This window comes from Marinitoga aeolica (assembly GCF_029910535.1).
Taxonomy (GTDB): domain Bacteria; phylum Thermotogota; class Thermotogae; order Petrotogales; family Petrotogaceae; genus Marinitoga; species Marinitoga aeolica.
The window spans coordinates 745,176-764,336 of record NZ_CP069362.1 but is presented as its reverse complement, the minus strand read 5'-3'; the positions used below and the strand labels follow the sequence as shown (position 1 = coordinate 764,336).

Here is a 19,161-nt window from a genome sequence, read left to right as displayed (position 1 = left end):
TTATATCATATTTTTATAGAAAAAACTAATAATAAAAATCCCCATTGAATTTAATCAATGGGGAAAATAATATTATTTAAAATGAAACGGCAAATTTCATGTATGCATTAACCTTTCCTTCTTGTTCAGAATATATATCAGGTAATTGTAATTGAGCACCTACTTGCATTGATATAATACTGATGTTGAAATTAACTTTAGTGTTTATTTTATTGGTATCAGATAATAGATCATTGGTATTATTATCATTTTTCTTTATGTTTGAATAGTTAATCTGGAAAAGTTTTGTTTTTAGTCCACCACTCATTTCTACCGTAGTAGTGTCTTCTTCCTGTTTTTGTTTATAGGCTCCATTTATTCCTATAGGACCTAATGTCATATTTGCTTTTGCGCCGTAAGTTAATAAAACACCATTATTGCTATTATCAATATTATCTTCTACATTTTTTAAACCCGCATCGAAGGATAATTTTAATGAAAAGTTCTCTAATTTAAATCCTAAATTCTTTAATGAAGCAGAATATACAGTAATCGTTTTGTCTTTTTTATCATCTGGTGTAATAGTTGTTGTTGAACTATTATCAATTAAAAATTTAGCATTATTTGTTTGATGTTCAACAGAATATTCTCCTCCTAATGTTCCTAATATACCCAATTTTAGTCCTGCGCTTAATTTATATTTTTCAGTAATATTTCTTAGATCATCCTTTGTTGATGAAGCGGGAGCGCTTTCAATACCAAGTATATCATTTATAGGATTAATTTTATCAATCAATTTTGTGGTATCTAAAGATCCAAGTGCTATTCCCAATACTTCATCAAGGCCAATTAAAGATGTATTATCTTTCTTAAGTTCATATTCTCCTTTTAAATCAAGAATCCATAATTTCTTTTTAAACTTTGCTCCATATTTCATAACATTTGATGGCGCGGAAACACCAAGTGATTTATAATTTTTATCTGCTTTCAAATAATATAAATTTAGACCTAATATTGGTACTTCACTATTTAAAGAAAAGGCTGTTCCTAAAAGGTATTTATCTGTAACAGCTGATAATATACCATTAGATATTGGGAAATAATCAAATGTTTTTGGGAATATATCTTCTATTTGAGTTACATAACTTTCAACAGTATCCTTTATTGTTGGATCCCCAGCCATATCTGCAATACTTGATGCCATATCTGTAACACTTATAATATTTGAAGAATCATCAATATATATATCTACTCCAAGATTTGCATTAACTTTAATTAACCATAAATTTAATGCCGTATTTGCACCAATTAAGATATTTTGTTTTGGTGTAACAGTATCAGGAAGGTTGAAAAGTGATTTTATATATCTATTATCCTGTGTTCCTTGATAATCTGAAATTACAGAAACATCGATGTTAGCCTTCAATAATTCGAATAAATTTGTTCCAAGTTTAACACCAGCAAAATAACGAGGATATGATGTTTCAAATACACCAACATCACTATTTCCTACAGCAACTTCTGCATTGGCCAGATAAAGATCTAATTTTGCGTAATGACCTCTGACATTATAATTATTTACAGTTAATGGATTGAAATTAATTTGGTTATCAAAAAATTGATATTTAAAAAATGCTAAATCCAAATAAGCGTTTAAATTATTTGTTACATCTATATCTCTGGTTTTTTCATAATTGGAATAATCATCCATGTTCATTGGATTTAATAGCCTCATAGCATCTTTTACATCATAATTAAGTTGACCCGTAAAATCTTTAAATAATTGAGTTATATCTGTGCTTTCCTGAGAAAATGTAGTTCTGAATCCGAAATTAAATATCCAGAATCTGAGATTTGCACCTAAATCGATATTTTGAGAAAAGTTCATATCTAAAGAATCCAGAATATTTTTTTCTACGAGTTCATTTGATGTTGAAATTTTACTTTCAAATTTAAATTCAGAAGCTAATTCATAACTTTTATTAAAGGTAAACTCTACTAATGTTGGTCCTTTTTCTTTCATTGTTACTTTTATTTCAACTGGTTTAGAAGTATTTCCCTTTTTATCTGCTACTTTAACAAATATGTTGTATTCTCCGAAAGGAGCATTAGTGAGTTTATATGTCAATAAATTCCCTTCGAGGTTAAAATTTTCTATAGGTTTATCGTTTATTTTAAAAACAATACTATTAGGATCTATGCCTGTTTCATTTTCATCCAATAATATAGCAATTGGTATTAATTCATTATCAAAGAAATTTTGTCCATTTAAAGGAGATATAAATTTGATTTTAGGACTTAAAGTATCAGGTAACACTTCGAATTGATAATAATTACCAAAACCTTCTGGAAATCTTTGAACTACTCCTTTATCGTCTATTAATTGGATATAAAAGCTATATTTTGTTGTAGTAAGCAGAGCTGCCGGAATGACAGCTTCTGCAGAACTTTGGAAAACTCTTAGTTTTAATATATTGAATTTTCTTTCATCATATACTTTAAAGAATAATTTTGCCTCACTAAATGTTTGACCAGATTTAAAATTTACAGCTATTTTTACGTTTTGCCCTTCATATACCTGTTTTTTATATAGTACTTCCTGAGAAAATGCTATCATTGAAATTATCAATATAAAAATTATTATTAATATTTTGTTTTTCATTTTTTATCCCCCCTTCACTCATTAAATGTAATTTCTCTTCTGTCTTCAAACCTAGTACCTTCATTTGTATTTATTGTATAAGTTTTTTGTGATCCATCTTTGAACGCTAATTTTATTTCTGTCTCATTATAAATTATTAAAGTGTCGCCATTATATAGAGGGGATAATATTTTTAAATCATTTGTATTGTCTTTATATTTAGTTGAGGCAACCCCTTTCAACCCGATGACAACTGCTATAACCTCCCTCTTTTCTTTATATGGAATTACTTTAACTTTTACAGATTTTGATATATCTCCAACACTGGCAGTTATTTCATGTTCTCCAGGTGTTGAAAGGATAGCTTCTATTGTATCACCGGTACCCAATTCTCCATCGATATCTGATGTCCATACTATATCTCCTTCTACACCTATTTTATATGCACTTAATTCAACTGGCTGATTTTGTATTACTAAAAGGCCATCTTCAACATCTATTACTAATTTTTGTTCTACTTTTGCTTCTTCTAATACCTGTATGGATATTTTCTTTGTAATAGATCCATTATATTTACTCATAGCACTTAATGTTATTTCATGTTTTCCCGCACTTAATTTTTTATTTATTTCAGTACCATTTCCTATTTGTCCGTCGATACTTGAAATCCAGATAATGTTTTCTGGAGATATTTCAGAACCATCAGCATCCATTACTTTAGCTTTAAATGGTATTTCTACAGAACCCGTAAATATATCACCATCATTTGGAGATTCAATAGACATTTTCGTTTCGCCAATACTTAAAATATTTATAGAATCTTTAGCTGTTTTGCCTTTTGAATTTTTTGCAGTAGCAGTTATTATATGACTTCCAGGAATTAATTTAATTTTTATTTCTTTTCCAGTACCTAGAGTTCCTTGCAGGTTGGAATTCCACTCTATATTTTCAATTTCCCCATCTAATGGGTCAAGTGCAAAGGCTTTTAATTCAATTTCATTTTCAGATTTAACAGTATCATATATGGATATTATTTTAACTTTCAACTTTTCCCTAATAGCTATATTTATTGAATCGCTATCTTCTTCCTTTTTTGATTTGACAATAACTTTTAATATATAATTTCCATTTGGCATATCTTTTGTATCAAGATTTAAAACATTTCCTTCACCGACTTTTTGATCATTAAGTAACCATTCAACAGTTGCATTTTTCCCTTTTTCATTAAATAATTGTGCTACGGCATTTATATTTTCCTGACCTTTTACAAATACCTGGCCATTTTCTGGTTTTACTATTTTAACTTTTATTTTTTCAAAAATGGTAATTTCACGAGTTTCAGTATATACATTACCTAAAGAATCTTTAACTTCAAAGGTAATTAAAGCTTTCCCTGGATTTAAGTCAAATGCGTTTAAAGTCAAATTATTTCCATTTAATGTTTTATCTGGAGTATTTGGTTGTTTTATTGTCCAGGTTATATTATACGGTTCTAATCCACCAGAAATATTTGCGCTTAAGTTAATAATATCAGTTTGTGAGAAGCCTGAATTATTTTCAGGTGATGTTATGTCTGTTTTTAAAGGTGATATGACCTTTATAGAAATAGTTTTTTCATTTGATAATCCATTATCATCAGTAATTTTTGCTGTAACTCTATAGTCACCGACACCAAGGTTTCCAGCATTATAGGAAATACCTGAGCCTTTTTCTTCCCCGTTAATAATCCATTTAATATTTTCTGGTTTTACATTATTTTCTAAATCACTTATTGAGGAATTAAATATAATAAGATCTTTTGTGCTTAATATGCTTCCGTCCAAGGGTTGTGTGATATCTATGTTTGGAGGAGTATTTATCATTATTCTAACAGTATCGGAAACATTTTCTACCATAGCTGTAATTGCATGTTCGCCTGAAATTAAAGAGTTTGTGTTTACTTCTAATCTTTTACCTGTTCCAGTAATTACTCCATCTATTTTCCAGGTCACTTTATCATCTTCATATGGGAGGTTAGGGCCTTTGAAGGCTTCAGCTTGTAATACAAGTGTATTTCCAATGTTTATTACTGAGCCGTCTATAGGTTGAGTAATTCGTATATTAGGTTTTTCAACAACTATTATATCTGAAGATAATTGTACGTATTCTCCCATTGAATCTTCAACATATAAATCTATAAAATGTTCTCCTGTTGATAATATTTTTGTATACCCTATTTTTAGGCCGCTACCAATTTGTTCGCCATCAATCATCCATATGATTTTATCTTCATTTATCTGATCATCATCTTGTACGATAGCTTCAAGTGTAAGTGTCATTCCGGCGGTTATTTCCTGACCATTTTGTGGAGAAATTATAGTTGGATTAGGTTTTTGATTAATAATAATTTTTCTTGCTTCGCTAACTTCAACACCAAGTTTATCTTTTGAAATAATTTTTAAAGTATGAGGACCTGCTTTTAATGTTCCGGCAAATATTGAATCAATATTTTCACCAAGTTTTTTTCCATCAATATATAATTCATATGATAATAATCCATCTTCTTTATCTTCTACTTTTACATTGATAGGAATATTTGCATTTGAAACAAATTTTTCTTCGTTATCTGGAGATTCCCAATTTATTACAGGTTTGGAATTTGGTAATAATGTTATGGAGTATTCACTTTCAATATCATTAAATATGGCTTTTAGAGTTAATTTGGATTTTGAAGTTATATTTTGAGTATCTAAATTTAAAATACTTCCATTTCCAATTTCGTTTTCATTTAGATACCAGGTTAAAATTCCATCACCTTTACCCTTTATTGTTAGCTTATCTCCGGGATTGAAAGCAAGCTCATCAGGCTCTAATATTTCTGCCTTAGCTGGCTCTAAAATTTTTATATTTATTTCGGATGTTAAATCTTTATATTCTGCCTGAATTGTGTGTTCACCTGGTTTTAAATTTTCAATAAATACGACACCACCATTTTCAATCTCATCACCATCTACATACCAGGTAATATCATTTGTATCAAGTTTTTTTCTTCCTTCTAATGTTGTAATATATACAGTACCTACAGCTTTTATTTCATCACCGTATTTAAATGTTGAATTATTTTTTGGTTCTAATATTTCAAGTACTGGTTTATCAGAGATATTGATATTGATTTCTTTAGTATATACTTCATCAAGAATGTCAATGACTTCAACTCTAATTATAATATCACCTTCGCCAACATTTGAAACGAGAGCATCCCTTCCATTAGCAATTTTATTGTCATTGAAATACCAATTAATTTCTTTTATTTGATTCCATTTACCCTTTTTCAATCCGACTTTTAATCTTATTGAATCATTTAAATTAAAATGAGCATCCTCTTCAGGCGAAAGAATTTCAATTTCTAATCTTTCTACAACATTAATTGTTACTTTTGATTCTGCGTGATTATTCATATTATCCCAAATTTTAAATTGTACAACATGTAAACCTGGTTTAAGTTCTGAAAGAGTTATATTATCTGTATCAGAAATATTCTTTCCATCAAGGATCCACTTTCTTTCTTTAATACCAATTGTTTCATCATAGTCATATACGGCATTTAATTCTATTGTTTCATCATCAAAGAAGATATCTTTTTCAAGACCATTAATTGTTAGATTTCCTATAGGTTTATATACATATATTTCAACTGTTTTTTCAATATTATCGGCGATAGCTTTTATTTCATATTTTCCAGATTCTTCTGGAGTAAAATTAAATTCATTACCTTCGCCTAAATATTCCCCATTAGCATACCATTCTATCGTTGTTTCATATTTAGTATTAGCCCTTAATTTAATTGTTTCACCTAATTTGTATATATCGTCATTTTTAGGGGAAATGATTTTTAATGTTTGTGATTCCAGAATTTTTATTTTGATTATTGATTCCACTGTTTCTGTTTTAGCCTTTATTTCATAATTTCCTGCAGTGTTAAAGGTATAGGTAATTGATTCACCACTTCCAATTAATACACCATTTACAAACCATTGAATGTTACTTCTTAAATTTTCGCCTTCAGCATTAAATTCAATTTCTTTTCCAACAAAGAATTCTGCTCCATCATCAGGAGAAACGATTTTGATATTTTCAGGTAATAGTATTTCTATAGTTATAGAATTTTCTAAATCACCACTCTTAGCTGTGATTTCATAACTTCCAGATTCATTAAAAGCATATTCTATGGTATTTCCTTTACCTATTTCTTCCCCGTTAGCATACCATATAATATCTTCTATTAAATTTTTGGCGTCTACACTAAATTTTATATTTTCACCTACTTCAAATTTTGCACCATCAAGCGGACTTTTTATAATTAAATATTTTTCTCCTACAACTTTTACAGTAACTTCATCAGAAAATCCACCAGCTACAGCCTTAACTATATACTCACCGCTATTTGTGAATGTATATTCGAATGTATCTCCGCTTCCAACAACTTCATCATTTATAAACCATTGAATTTCTTCTTCTATATTTTCCTTTTTAGCTTTAAATGAATATGTTTTGTTAATATCAATAACAAGCAATCTGCTTTCTGGATCAGTTATTGTTACAGATCTTTCCACATAAATTTCAATTGTTATTTCATTTGAAGCGATGCCTGATTCAACCTTTAATATGTGTGTTCCTTCAAGTTCATTAGAAAATGTAAATTTAATCTCTTTTCCTCTTCCAATTTCTACGTCATCTAAATACCATATAATATCTTCTTCTATATTTTTAGCTTCCGATTTAAGAGTAATTTCTTCACCAGCTTTTATTTTTGCATTTTCTAAAGGTGCTATAATACGTACTTGAGGAATGGCCTTTACTTTAATATGAAATTCTACAGATAAATCTTTGTATTTTGCAATAACAGTATATTCACCAGGTTGATCAGATGCAAATTCTAAAGCAGATCCATTACCAATTGTTCTTCCATTTAAAACCCATTGGATTTCATCTGGGTTTAAATTCTCATAATCAACGGTTAATGATATAGATTCATTTATATATGTTTCGAATTCAGTTTCTTCAGATTTTAATACAGGTAATGCTTCTATAAAAATCGTAATAGAGTCTGAATAATCGCCGGAAATAGCTTCTATTGAATGTTCTCCTGTTTCATCAAAAGCATATTCAAATGAATTACCATTTCCAATTTCATTACCATTATCATACCATATAATATCTTCATCTAAATCCTGTGAAATAGCTTTAAACTCAACACTTTCTCCTGCAGCAAATTTGGAATTATTTGCAGGAGAGGTAATTTTTAATTTCGGCTGTTTAACAAAAACATTTATTTCTGTTTGAGAAATGTGATCATATTTATCTTTGGCAAAAAATTTAATTTTTAATGGATTATCCATATATCTTTTTTTAGGGATAAATGTAATTGAATTACCCTCATATGTTTTGCCATCTATTTCCCACCATGTTTTTGTTATTTCATCTTCAGGATCATTATCAATAGCCTCTCCTTCAAATGTGTATTCCTCATTATATAATAAATAGTCACCATCAGACGGACTTAATATAGAAACTTCAGGAGGATTATTTTGTGGTGTTGAAAATTCTACCCAATCTATTTCAGAATCATCAAAGAAAGGCGTATTATCTTCATAATAAGGAATAACTTTCCATTTATAACTTTTTCCCCATTCTAAAGTTTTAGGTAATTCAAAACTTTGAGAACCATATACCTTATAATTTCCAACACCATCTATTTTTAATAGATAGTAAGCAACTTCTGAATCATATTCAAAGGACCATTCGAAAATAGGTTTAATATTATCTATTTCACCAACTGGAAAAACCATATCTGGATATGAAATGTTGAAGGTAACATTTTCATCAAGTGTTTTTGATATTTCATTGTTTCCAGAATCTTTCATTATAACTCTAAATGTATAGGTTTTACCACGTTTAAAGACTGGATCATTATCTTCTCCTGTAATATTATAAGTAAATACACCATCCTCAATGTTATTCCCTGTAGGATAACCTTTTATATCTAAATCAAGAACGTTTTGATCAGGTTTATTATGTTTAAATGTTCTAGAAAATATCTTTTTCCCATTTTCTTCAATTTCCAATATACTTTTAGTTTCTGAATACCATGGGACGCGACTTAAGCTCCATTTAATAGTTGGATAAAGAGTATCTCCTTCAGGTAATTTTATAAATTCAATTGGGTCAGGTTTTATTATTGCAATATTAGATGTTTTAGAACCTTTTTCAACCTCTTCATTATTCTCTAATTCTATGATTTTGATATTTAATGAGTATTTTCCTTCTGCAAGTTCTAAATTAAGAAAATCAGAAGTATCTTTTAAATCAGAAATATGTGTCATATTATTTTCTTTTAAAGATACTTTATCAAGATAGTCCAGGACTTCAGTATTCTTTAAAATAAATGTTTCTCCTGATTTAAGATTAATAGGTCCAAATCTGACAATTAAATAATCTCCTTCCCACTCACCACTTAAAACACTTAACGTGATATCTGCGAAAATAGTAGCGGGATTGGTATCGTTTTTTACTGTAGCACTAAATAAATCTCCGTTTAATATAATACCTGGTGTTATTATTGCATAATCAGTAGAAACATTAAAATCCCATGTGTCAATATTTTTAGTTCTTATGGTTACATTTTTAACCGTAGCAAACGAAACAATAAAAATCATTAAAATCATGAATAAAGAAAAATACTTTTTGAAATTCTCCATTTTTACACCCCCTGTGATTTTTAAAAAGATATTATTATGACTTTTGTAAAATTATTTTTGTTCAATAGTTAATAATAATTTAATTTATGTATTCATTTTAATTATAACATATAAATCATAAAAAGTACAGAAATATGGTATAATTTTGATGAGGTGATATGATGAAAAAAATAATGTTTTTTGTATTTTATATTATTATTTCAATAATGGCTTTGTCTTATATAAAACTATATGATGGTTGGGAATATAAATGGGAAGATGAAACAACGTGGCATAAATATGAGACGCCAGGTATTCCTCTGGAAAATAAAGGTGAAATGTTATATTTACGCCACAAACTTCCGGATATAAAATTAGAAAACCCTGCTGTGTATTTAACAGGGATATTTGATAATTCAAGTATGTATGTAGGAGATATAGAAATATATAATACTTTTGGTAAAAGTTTTTTTAGTCCAAAAAGTATTTTTAAAATACCGAATGATTTTCAAAATAAATATTTAATTATTAGAGTTTCTTCAAGTAGAAAAGACGTTGGATTTTTTGGAGAGTTTTTGTTGGGAAATGAAATGGAATTATTAACTCATCAGATAATAGTGGAACTGGATAAAATATTATTAGTTATATTTAGTTTTTTTGTATTAACAATCTCTTTAATTATATATTTATTTTTCTTACTACATCAAAGAAATTCGGAAGTTAGGAAATCATTTTTGTTTTTGAGTATTTTTTCTTTGGGAATTGGTTTATTTATATCAGGTCAAACTCAAACTTTTAAATATTTTTTTCCGAATAATGTTTTCTGGTCATATGTGATGGATTTGGGTAAGTATATTTCGCCTATTGGAATAATGGGGTTTTTTTATAATGTGTTTGATTATTCAACAAAAAAAGTAATAAAATGGTTGATAATATATCATATTATATATTTTGCTATTGTTTCAGGTATACAAGTAATGAATGGGTATGAATATAATTATTATGTAATTTATGTGTTAGGGCTATATTTTTCTTTACTGATAGATATAGTAGTGATGCTATATAATTTATATATTGGATTTAAATTGAAAGATCACAAAGCTTATATATTATCAGTTGCAATAATAATAGTATCAGCATTTGCAATATATGAAATTTTAGGAGATTTTAGAGTAATAAAATGGGAAAGACCATTAATACAATGGTCTATATTTATTTTGATTAATTCGATGATTTTCTTGATTTTGAGAAATATCAAAGAATTAAATTTGGAATTATCGGTGAAAAATAAAATATTAGAAAATTGGAATAAAGAGCTTGAAAAAGAGGTCTCAAAGCGAACTAAAGATATAAGAGTTTTATTGGATAATTCAGGAGAAGGATTTTTAAGCTTTGATAAAAATCTGATAGTTGGAAACGAATATAGTAAAGAATGTAATAAGATATTTGGAAAAAATATTGAAGGAACAAATATTCTTGATTTAATGTTTTTAAATTATGATAAGGACTTTATAAAAAGAGTTTTGAATGATTTATTTAATGAAAAAGAAAAAATAAAAAAAGAAGTTTATATCTCTTTTTTACCTTCTGAAATTAAAATAAATTATGGTTATTATAAGGTTGATTATAAATATATAGATCATGAAGACGTTGTTATGGTTATTTTAAAAGATATAACCTCTGAAAAAGAATTGAGAATTAAAGTTAATGAAGAAAAAGAGAATTTAGAGAAAATAGTAACTATAGTAAGAAATTATGAAGCATTTGTTTACAATATAAAAAGCTTTAAAAAAATGCTTGATGAATTAAAAAATATATTAAATGAAGATGAAAATGAACTATATAGAAATGTTCATAATTTTAAAGGAATATTTTCTCAATTCCATTTAAATAAAATATCAAATGCTTTACATAACATAGAAAATAAGATTTTAGTAAATAATTTAAATGAAGACGATATTATTGGATTATATAATATTTTTGAAAAAGAGATACATGAATTAAAAGAAGAATTAGGGCATGAAATAGAAGAAGATATATTAAGAATACCGAAGTCGAAAATATATGAATTAGAGTTTAAAATGAAACAGGTATTGAACGAAAATAGTGAACTAATAAAAGAAATAAAGAAATTAAGATATAAAAGCCTAAAAAAATTATTATATCCATATATTTCGTATTCAAAAGAATTAGCCAAAAAACTTGGTAAGGTAATAAATGATCCTAAAATTATTTCGAGAGAAGAAATATCAATTGATCCTGAAAAATATTTTGATTTTGTAAAATCGCTGATTAATATTTTTAGAAACATTATTGTTCATGGTATAGAGATTCCAGAAGTAAGAATAGCAAATGAAAAAAATGAAGGTGGAAATATTAGAGTAGAAATATACAAGGAAAAAAGTAAAATAAATATAATGATTGAGGATGATGGACAGGGGATTGATGTGGAAAAATTAAAACAGATTGCAAAAATAAAAAATATTGAGTATAATTCTGAAGAAGATCTGTTGAATATTATATTTTTAGATTATATAACAACATCTAAAGAAGCCACACAGCTTTCAGGTAGAGGAATGGGATTGAGTATTGTCAAAAAAGAAGTAGAAAAGTTAGGAGGAATAATAAGAGTGACAAGTGAATATAATAAAGGAACTAAATTTCATATTATCATTCCGGAAGTGATATAATGCCTAAAATTCTTATAGTAGATGATGCACCATTTATCAGAAATCAATTAAAGTTGATATTAGAGCCTTTGGATTTTGAGATATATGAAGCTTCAGATGGAAAAGAAGCAATAGAAATGTATAAAAAAACAAATCCTGATTTAGTAACGATGGATATTTCTATGCCGATTATGGATGGAATAAAGGCTTTGACAGAAATATTAAAATATGATTCCTCAGCTAAAATTATTATGGTAACAGCTCTTGGGCATAAAATGCGTGTTTTGGAAGCGGTGGAAAAAGGCGCTTCATACTATATTGTTAAACCATTTGATTCTGAAAAAGTTATAAAATCAATAATTAAAGTATTAAATAAGTAAAATTACTTAATGGCTTAATAAAATTAAGTATTTAAGATAAAACCAGTCGTTAAAAGCGACTGGTGTTTAATATTAATATCTGTCTATTTCTTCAATCATTTCATACAATTCATTAACCACATTATAGACTAATTTTTTATCTTCGCCTTCTGCCATAACCCTAATTTTATGTTCTGTTCCCGAAGGTCTTACAACTAATCTAAAATTTGGAAGCGCGGAATATTCTTCGATAGTTTTTTTCAATTTTTTATTTTCCATAACAGATTTTTTATTTTTTACAGCAATATTTTTTAATAATTGTGGATATTCAGGAATTTCCTTTGTTAAACTATTAATATCTTGTTTGAAATATAATAAAGTTTCCAAAGTTTCCAATCCTGTAATTATTCCATCACCAGTGGTTGCTTTATCTAGAAAAATAATATGTCCAGATTGTTCGCCGCCTAGTCTAGCATCAGAAGATAGCATTTTTTCTAAAACATATTTATCACCTACAGCGGTTCTACATAACCGAATTCCATTTTTTTCAAGATATTTTTCTAATCCAAGATTACTCATAATAGTAGCAATTACAAGATTATTATTAAGTCTGTTTTTCTTTTTTAATTTTAATGCATTAATAGCCATTAATTTATCGCCATCAATTAAATTTCCATTTTTATCGATAAATAAACATCTATCACCATCTCCATCAAATAATATACCTAAATCATAACCATCATTTTTTATTATATTAGCTAAAACTTCTGGATGAGTTGACCCACATTTTTCATTGATGTTTAAACCATCGGGTTCGTTGAAATATACATCATAATTTAAATTAAATGCGCCAAATATTTTGTCTATTAAAGCTCCTGTTGAGCCATGACCAACATCGACAGCTATTTTATAAGGGATATTATTTAATTCATATTCGGAAACAATATATCCAATATATTTATCTTTTAAATGTGAAGATGCCATTTTTCCAATTTCTCCGTATGGGACATATTCTGGTTCTTTTTCCAGTATTAGATTTTCTATATCTATTTCATCATCATCAGATATTTTAAACCCTTCAGCTAAGACTTTTATTCCGTTGTAATTAGCAGGGTTATGAGAAGCAGAAATCATAACTCCTAAAGTTTTTTCACTTTTTGTTAAATAAGCTAATGCGGGAGTTGTAATTACTCCACAGAATTCAACATTTAATCCTGCAGATAAAGCTCCAGAAGCTAAAGCAGCTTCCATCATTTCTCCAGAATTTCTTGTATCTCTTGCAATTAATAGTTTGTTATATTTTCCACTGTACATTCTTCCCAAAGCATTGCCTATTTTGTATACAAGATCCACAGTTAATTCTTCATTTACCAATCCTCTAATACCATCAGTTCCAAATAACCTTTTCAAAATACCCACCTCCGACTATTGTAAATTGACAAAAAATAAAAGTTGTAGTATTATTAATTATATCATAAATAAACCGTTTGCAAAAGTATAGAGGTGGTTGATAACATGGTTACAATAAAGGATATTGCTAAAATAGCAGGAGTTAGCCCATCAACAGTTTCTAGAAGTTTAAATGATTATCCAAACATTTCTAAAAAAACTAAAGAAAAAATAAAAAAAATTGCTGAAGATTTGGGTTTTGAATTTAATGAAGCAGCGAGAAATCTAAATAGAAAAAAAACAAATACTATTGGTGTAATAATTCCTCAATTTTTTGATGATATGAGGGGAGAAATATTTTTTGCAAATTTATTGGGAAAATTAATCAGAGAAGCTCAAATGGAAGGATATCATGTAAGAATTGAATATGAAATAGAAAAAAAATATATTAGAAAAATGATACAAAGTAGAAGCGTTGATGGTTTATTGTTGATGAATCCATTTATTTCAAAAGAAGATGTTGAGTTTATTTTAGAGAAAAATTTTCCATATATATTTTTACATTACATACCAGAAAATTTTATGAATACTTCAAAAATAAATTATGTCAGAACAAATCAGAAGAAAGGAGGGTATTTAGCAACTAAATATTTAATTGAAAAAGGACATAGAAAAATTTTAACTTTATCGGGTCTTAGTATTAATTATGAATTTAAAGAAAGAACAGAGGGATATAGGAAAGCATTAAAAGAAGCCGGTATTGGAGAAGAATATATATTGGATATAGATGTTACTTTTGAATCTGCGAAAAAGGCAATAAAAAAGAACTATAAGCTATTAAAAGAACTTGACGCAATATTTGCACAAACGGATTTAATGGCTTTAGGTGCTATAGAAGCACTTGAAGAAATGTCTTTAAATATTCCTGAGGACGTATCAGTAATAGGATTTGATAACATTCAAATAGGAACATATTTTAAACCACGTTTGACTACAATTGAACAACCGCTAGATAAGCTGGCAAAAATTGGCATCAAAAATATAATTAAATTAATGAAGGATGATGTAAAAGTAAGAAAATTCATTGAACCAAAATTAGTGATTAGGCAATCAGCGTAAGGGGGTAAATTAATGTATATTGAAAAGTTAAAAGAAAAGTATTTTTTAATTTCAAAATATGGTACAGCGGCAGCTTTATTAGAGTGGGATTTTGAAACACATATGCCTAAAAAAGCAGCAGAAAAGAGAGCAGAAGTTATAGGTGAAATCTCTGGAAAAGCTTTTGAAATGGCTGTTTCTGATGAAATTGGAGAATTATTGATGAAGTCAGAAGAAGAAAGTTTAAATGAAATTGATAAGGCGATAGTAAGAGTAGGGAAAAAAGAATATGAGAAATTTAAAAAAATTCCACCAGATTTGTTTAAAGAAATAAATATTTCAGCATCTAAAGCACAAGCTGCATGGGAAGAAGCAAAAATAAAAAATGATTTTTCCATATTTCAACCACATTTAGAAAAAGTTGTTGAATTAACAAAAAAAATGGCAGATTATCTTGGATATGATGAAAATAGATATGACGCTTTATTGGATTTATATGAACCAGGATTAAAAACATCAGAATTAAAAAAAGTAATAGAACCATTGAGAAAATTTTTGATTCAATATTTGAATAAATTAGATGAAGGTAAAAAACCGGATAATTCTATTATGAAAAGATATTTTCCTATTGAAAAGCAAAAAGAATTATCGTTAAGAGCATTAAAATTAATGAAATATGATTTTGATGCTGGAAGAATGGATGTAGCTATGCATCCTTTTACAACCACAATTGGCGCAAATGATGTTAGAATTACCACAAGATATAATGAAAATGACTTAAATGATTCATTGTATAGTACGATTCATGAAGGTGGCCATGCATTATATGAACAGGGAATTCCAGAAGAATTTTCTGGATTACCAATAGGTGATGGGGCCTCAATGGCCATTCATGAAAGTCAATCAAGATTTTGGGAAAATATAATTGGAAGAAGTTTAGAATTCTGGGAATATTTTTACAATGATTTAGTTGAAGTATTTCCAGAATTTAAAGACTATACACCTGAAGAAATTTTTAAAGCAGTAAATTTCGTAGAAAGAAGTTTTATAAGAACAGAAGCTGATGAAGTCACATATAATTTACATATTATGCTTAGATTTGAAATTGAAGAAGCATTAATTAATGACAGAATAAAAGTTGAAGATTTACCAGAAGTTTGGAATGAAAAAATGAAAGATTATTTAGGTATAGTTCCAGGAAAAGATAGTGAAGGGGTTCTACAAGATGTTCATTGGGCCCATGGATCTTTTGGATATTTTCCATCATATATGTTAGGTAATCTTTATTCGGCACAATTTTATAAAAAAATGAGAGAAGATATTCCTGAATTAGATGACAAAATAAAAAAAGGTGATTTTGAACCTGCATTAAATTGGTTAAGAGAAAAAATTCATTCGAAAGGAAAAATGTATGAGCCAGGAGAATTGGTGAAAATGGTAACTGGAGAATTATTAAATCCAAAATATTTTATGGAATATATAGAAAATAAATTTAATAAAGTATATGAATTATAAAAAAAAACAGTAATAAGGCAACCAGATTTAATTAGGTTGCCTTATTATTTTTGTAACTATATAGAAACAAAAAAGTAAAAATAAATATATATACTCAATATTAAGTTTAAGTTAATAAATAGAATCTATTAAATTAATTTAAATTATAATGTAACATATTCGACTAAATTTAACGTTAGGGGGGGTATTATGGAAAATGAAGAAATCTTGAAAAAAAGTCAAAAAGAAATTTCTGTTGAAGGAACAGAAGATTTTCCTTTAGTTGAGGTTCCGGAAAGTGAAAGAAAAGGTTTTTGGTCAATTTCTGTAGTGCTATTAGGGTTTACTTTTTTCACTGCCACAATGTGGGCAGGTGGAAATTTGGGAGTATCTTTTAAATTTTGGCCAGATTTAATATTATTAATAACACTGGGTAATTTTTTATTAGGAGCTTATGTAGCTGTTTTGGGATATATAGCATATAAAACAGGATTAAGCACAGTACTTTTAGGTAGATATAGTTTTGGAGATTGGGGGAGCAAATGGCCAGATTTTGTTTTAGGGTTTACACAAATAGGTTGGTATGCTTGGGGAACAGCTACTATTGCAATACTATTAACAAAATTGTTAAATTTACCTCAAGGTTGGAATATTCCTTTAATGATAGTTTTTGGGTTTGCATTTTCATGGACTGCATATGTTGGATATAGGGGATTGGAATGGTTATCAAGATTTTCAGTACCTTTAATGACTATATTGATAGTTTGGAGCATGACTATTGCTACTAAAGACGCTGGAGGGTTAGCTGGTATATTAGGTATTGAACCTACAAAAAATATGACAATAGCTGGAGCTATAACTATAATTTTTGGAACATTTGTCAGTGGTGGAACTCAGTCAACTAATTGGACAAGGTTTTCTAAAACTGCTTTTTCAGCTATTTTTGGTTCTCTTATAGCATTTTTTATTGGTAATGGATTAATGATTTTTGCTGGGGCATATGGTGGATTGGTTTATCAAGAGCCAGACATTGTAAATGTTTTAGTAAAACAAGGGCTTATATTTTGGGGAATTGTAATGTTGTTTTTAAATATTTGGACTACTCAAGATAATACTATTTATAATTTTTCTGTAGCTGGATGTAATTTTTTTAGAACTGAAAAAAGAAGATATTTTACTGTTGGAGGAGCAGCAATAGGAACAATTCTTGCTATACTAGGAATGTATAATTGGTTAATTCCATGGCTTGTTTTGTTAGGAACATTTATTCCTCCAATCGGTGGAGTTATTATGGCAGATTTCTTTTATAAACATAAGATGAGATATCCTAAAATTACAAAAATAAAATTTCAAAAGTTCAATTGGGCTGGAATATTAGGATATGTAGCTGGAGCTTTAATTGCTAAATATAGTCCTGGGGTTCCTCCTTTAAATGGTATTATTGGAGCTTTTGTTTTCTATGTAATATTTGATTTACTTTTTAAATTATTTAGAATAAATAATGATCATGTAGTAGAGGGTGAGGAGTAATGGACATTATTATTAGAAATGCAAAATTATTAAATCACGATAAATTTGTTGATATTGGTATAAAAGATGGGAAAATAGAAAAAATTGGAAAAATTACTAACAATTGTAAAGAAGAAATAAATGCAGAAGGAAATTTAGTTTCCCCACCTTTTGTCGATCCTCATGTGCATTTAGATGCTATTCTTACTGTAGGAGATCCAAATTATAATATGTCTGGTACATTATGGGAAGGTATAAGCATTTGGTCTGAAAGAAAGAAGAAATTAACATATGATGATGTAAAGAAAAGAGCAAAAGAGGCAATAAAATGGGCAGTAGCTCAAGGAACATTAAAAATACGAACGCATGTTGATGTATGTGATCCGGAGTTAGTTGCTTTAAAAGCTATGATTGATGTAAAAGAAGAAGTAAAAGATTTAGTTGATTTACAAATAGTTTCCTTTCCACAAGAAGGCATAGTTAGTTTTCCGAACGGAGAATATTTAATGGAAGAGTCTTTGAAATTAGGTGCAGATGTGGTTGGTGGAATACCACATTATGAATTTTCTAGAAATGATGGAATAGAAAGCATAGATATAATAATGAATTTAGCCAAAAAGTATGATAAAGATATTGACGTTCATATTGATGAAATAGATGATGAACAGTCAAGATTTGTTGAATATTTAGCCTCTAAAACAATTAAAGAAAGTTATCAAGGAAGAGTAACAGCAAGTCATATAACCGCAATGCATTCATATAACAACGCATATGCGAATAAATTAATGGGAGTTTTTAAAAAAGCACAATTAAATGTTATTGCTAATCCTTTAGATAATATAGCTCTTGGAGGAAGATTCGATAATTATCCAATCAGAAGAGGGATGACAAGAGTGAAAGAACTATTAAATTATGGGATTAATGTAGGGTTAGGGCATGATTCAGTAATGGATCCATGGTATCCTTTAGGAAGATATAGTATGCTCCAGGTAGCTTTTATGGGGCTTAATATAGGTCATATGACAGGTTATGAAGAAATAAAGCAAATTTACAAAGCTATAACCTGCAATTCTGCTAAATTAATGAATTTGAAAGATTATGGAATAGAAGAAGGAAAAAAGGCGGATTTAATAATTTTAAATGCACCAAGTGATATTGAAGCAATTAGATTAAGAAGTGAAGCTATATATGTAATTAAAAATGGAAAAGTAGTTGCTAAGACAATACCATCGAAGACATATGTAGATAATGAGGAAATAGACTTTAGAGTTTCTGGGATTTTTGAATAAAGGGGCATTAAGCCCCTT

At 28.2% G+C, this 19,161-nt stretch carries 9 protein-coding genes; 6 read left to right on the top strand and 3 right to left on the bottom strand.

Features of this window, described 5'->3' with window-relative positions; translation table 11 throughout:
- Window positions 1-76: 76 nt before the first annotated feature.
- Window positions 77-2,641, bottom strand: coding sequence for a hypothetical protein (locus JRV97_RS03590; protein WP_281000251.1), 2,565 nt, complete (start codon window positions 2,639-2,641; stop codon window positions 77-79).
- 14 nt (window positions 2,642-2,655) lie between these two features.
- Window positions 2,656-9,357 carry an Ig-like domain-containing protein gene (locus JRV97_RS03585; protein ID WP_281000249.1) on the bottom strand — a complete coding sequence of 2,234 codons (6,702 nt, stop codon included), beginning with the start codon at window positions 9,355-9,357 and terminating at the stop codon, window positions 2,656-2,658.
- 161 nt (window positions 9,358-9,518) lie between these two features.
- Between JRV97_RS03585 and JRV97_RS03580 the strand changes: the two genes are divergently transcribed.
- Both JRV97_RS03580 and JRV97_RS03575 read left to right on the top strand, forming a co-directional pair.
- Window positions 9,519-12,026, top strand: coding sequence for an ATP-binding protein (locus tag JRV97_RS03580; RefSeq protein WP_281000247.1), 2,508 nt, complete (start codon window positions 9,519-9,521; stop codon window positions 12,024-12,026).
- Window positions 12,026-12,385, top strand: a complete 360-nt coding sequence (locus JRV97_RS03575; RefSeq protein ID WP_281000245.1) for a response regulator — start codon at window positions 12,026-12,028, stop codon at window positions 12,383-12,385. The genes JRV97_RS03580 and JRV97_RS03575 overlap by 1 nt, the downstream gene beginning before the upstream one ends.
- 72 nt (window positions 12,386-12,457) lie before the next feature.
- Here the strand turns inward: JRV97_RS03575 and glmM are convergent, their stop codons facing one another.
- On the bottom strand, window positions 12,458-13,783 hold the full coding sequence (gene glmM / locus JRV97_RS03570; RefSeq protein ID WP_281000242.1) for a phosphoglucosamine mutase: 1,326 nt from the start codon (window positions 13,781-13,783) through the stop codon (window positions 12,458-12,460).
- A gap of 96 nt (window positions 13,784-13,879) precedes the next feature.
- On the opposite strand from glmM, the gene JRV97_RS03565 reads away from it, so the two are divergent.
- The 4 genes from JRV97_RS03565 (at window position 13,880) to codA (ending at window position 19,143) form a co-directional block, all read left to right on the top strand.
- Window positions 13,880-14,872: a LacI family DNA-binding transcriptional regulator gene (locus JRV97_RS03565; RefSeq protein ID WP_281000240.1), complete on the top strand. Its 993-nt coding sequence runs from the start codon at window positions 13,880-13,882 to the stop codon at window positions 14,870-14,872.
- A 12-nt stretch (window positions 14,873-14,884) separates the two neighbouring features.
- Window positions 14,885-16,366 (top strand): carboxypeptidase M32, encoded by a 1,482-nt coding sequence (locus JRV97_RS03560; RefSeq protein WP_281000238.1) that lies wholly within the window; start codon window positions 14,885-14,887, stop codon window positions 16,364-16,366.
- A gap of 189 nt (window positions 16,367-16,555) precedes the next feature.
- The gene (gene codB, locus JRV97_RS03555; RefSeq protein WP_281000236.1) at window positions 16,556-17,875 is read left to right on the top strand and encodes a cytosine permease; all 1,320 of its coding nucleotides are present in this window, start codon (window positions 16,556-16,558) and stop codon (window positions 17,873-17,875) included.
- Between the two features lie 5 nt (window positions 17,876-17,880).
- Window positions 17,881-19,143, top strand: coding sequence for a cytosine deaminase (gene codA, locus JRV97_RS03550; protein WP_407081568.1), 1,263 nt, complete (start codon window positions 17,881-17,883; stop codon window positions 19,141-19,143).
- Window positions 19,144-19,161 lie beyond the last annotated feature (18 nt).

Excerpts from the sequence above, each read along its gene's own strand:
- JRV97_RS03565 (WP_281000240.1), top strand. The coding sequence starts at position 13,880 with ATGGTTACAATAAAGGATATTGCTAAAATAGCAGGAGTTAGCCCATCA.
- JRV97_RS03575 (WP_281000245.1), top strand. The coding sequence starts at position 12,026 with ATGCCTAAAATTCTTATAGTAGATGATGCACCATTTATCAGAAATCAA.
- codB (WP_281000236.1), top strand. The coding sequence starts at position 16,556 with ATGGAAAATGAAGAAATCTTGAAAAAAAGTCAAAAAGAAATTTCTGTT.
- JRV97_RS03560 (WP_281000238.1), top strand. The coding sequence starts at position 14,885 with ATGTATATTGAAAAGTTAAAAGAAAAGTATTTTTTAATTTCAAAATAT.
- JRV97_RS03580 (WP_281000247.1), top strand. The coding sequence starts at position 9,519 with ATGAAAAAAATAATGTTTTTTGTATTTTATATTATTATTTCAATAATG.
- JRV97_RS03590 (WP_281000251.1), bottom strand. The coding sequence starts at position 2,641 with ATGAAAAACAAAATATTAATAATAATTTTTATATTGATAATTTCAATG.
- JRV97_RS03585 (WP_281000249.1), bottom strand. The coding sequence starts at position 9,357 with ATGGAGAATTTCAAAAAGTATTTTTCTTTATTCATGATTTTAATGATT.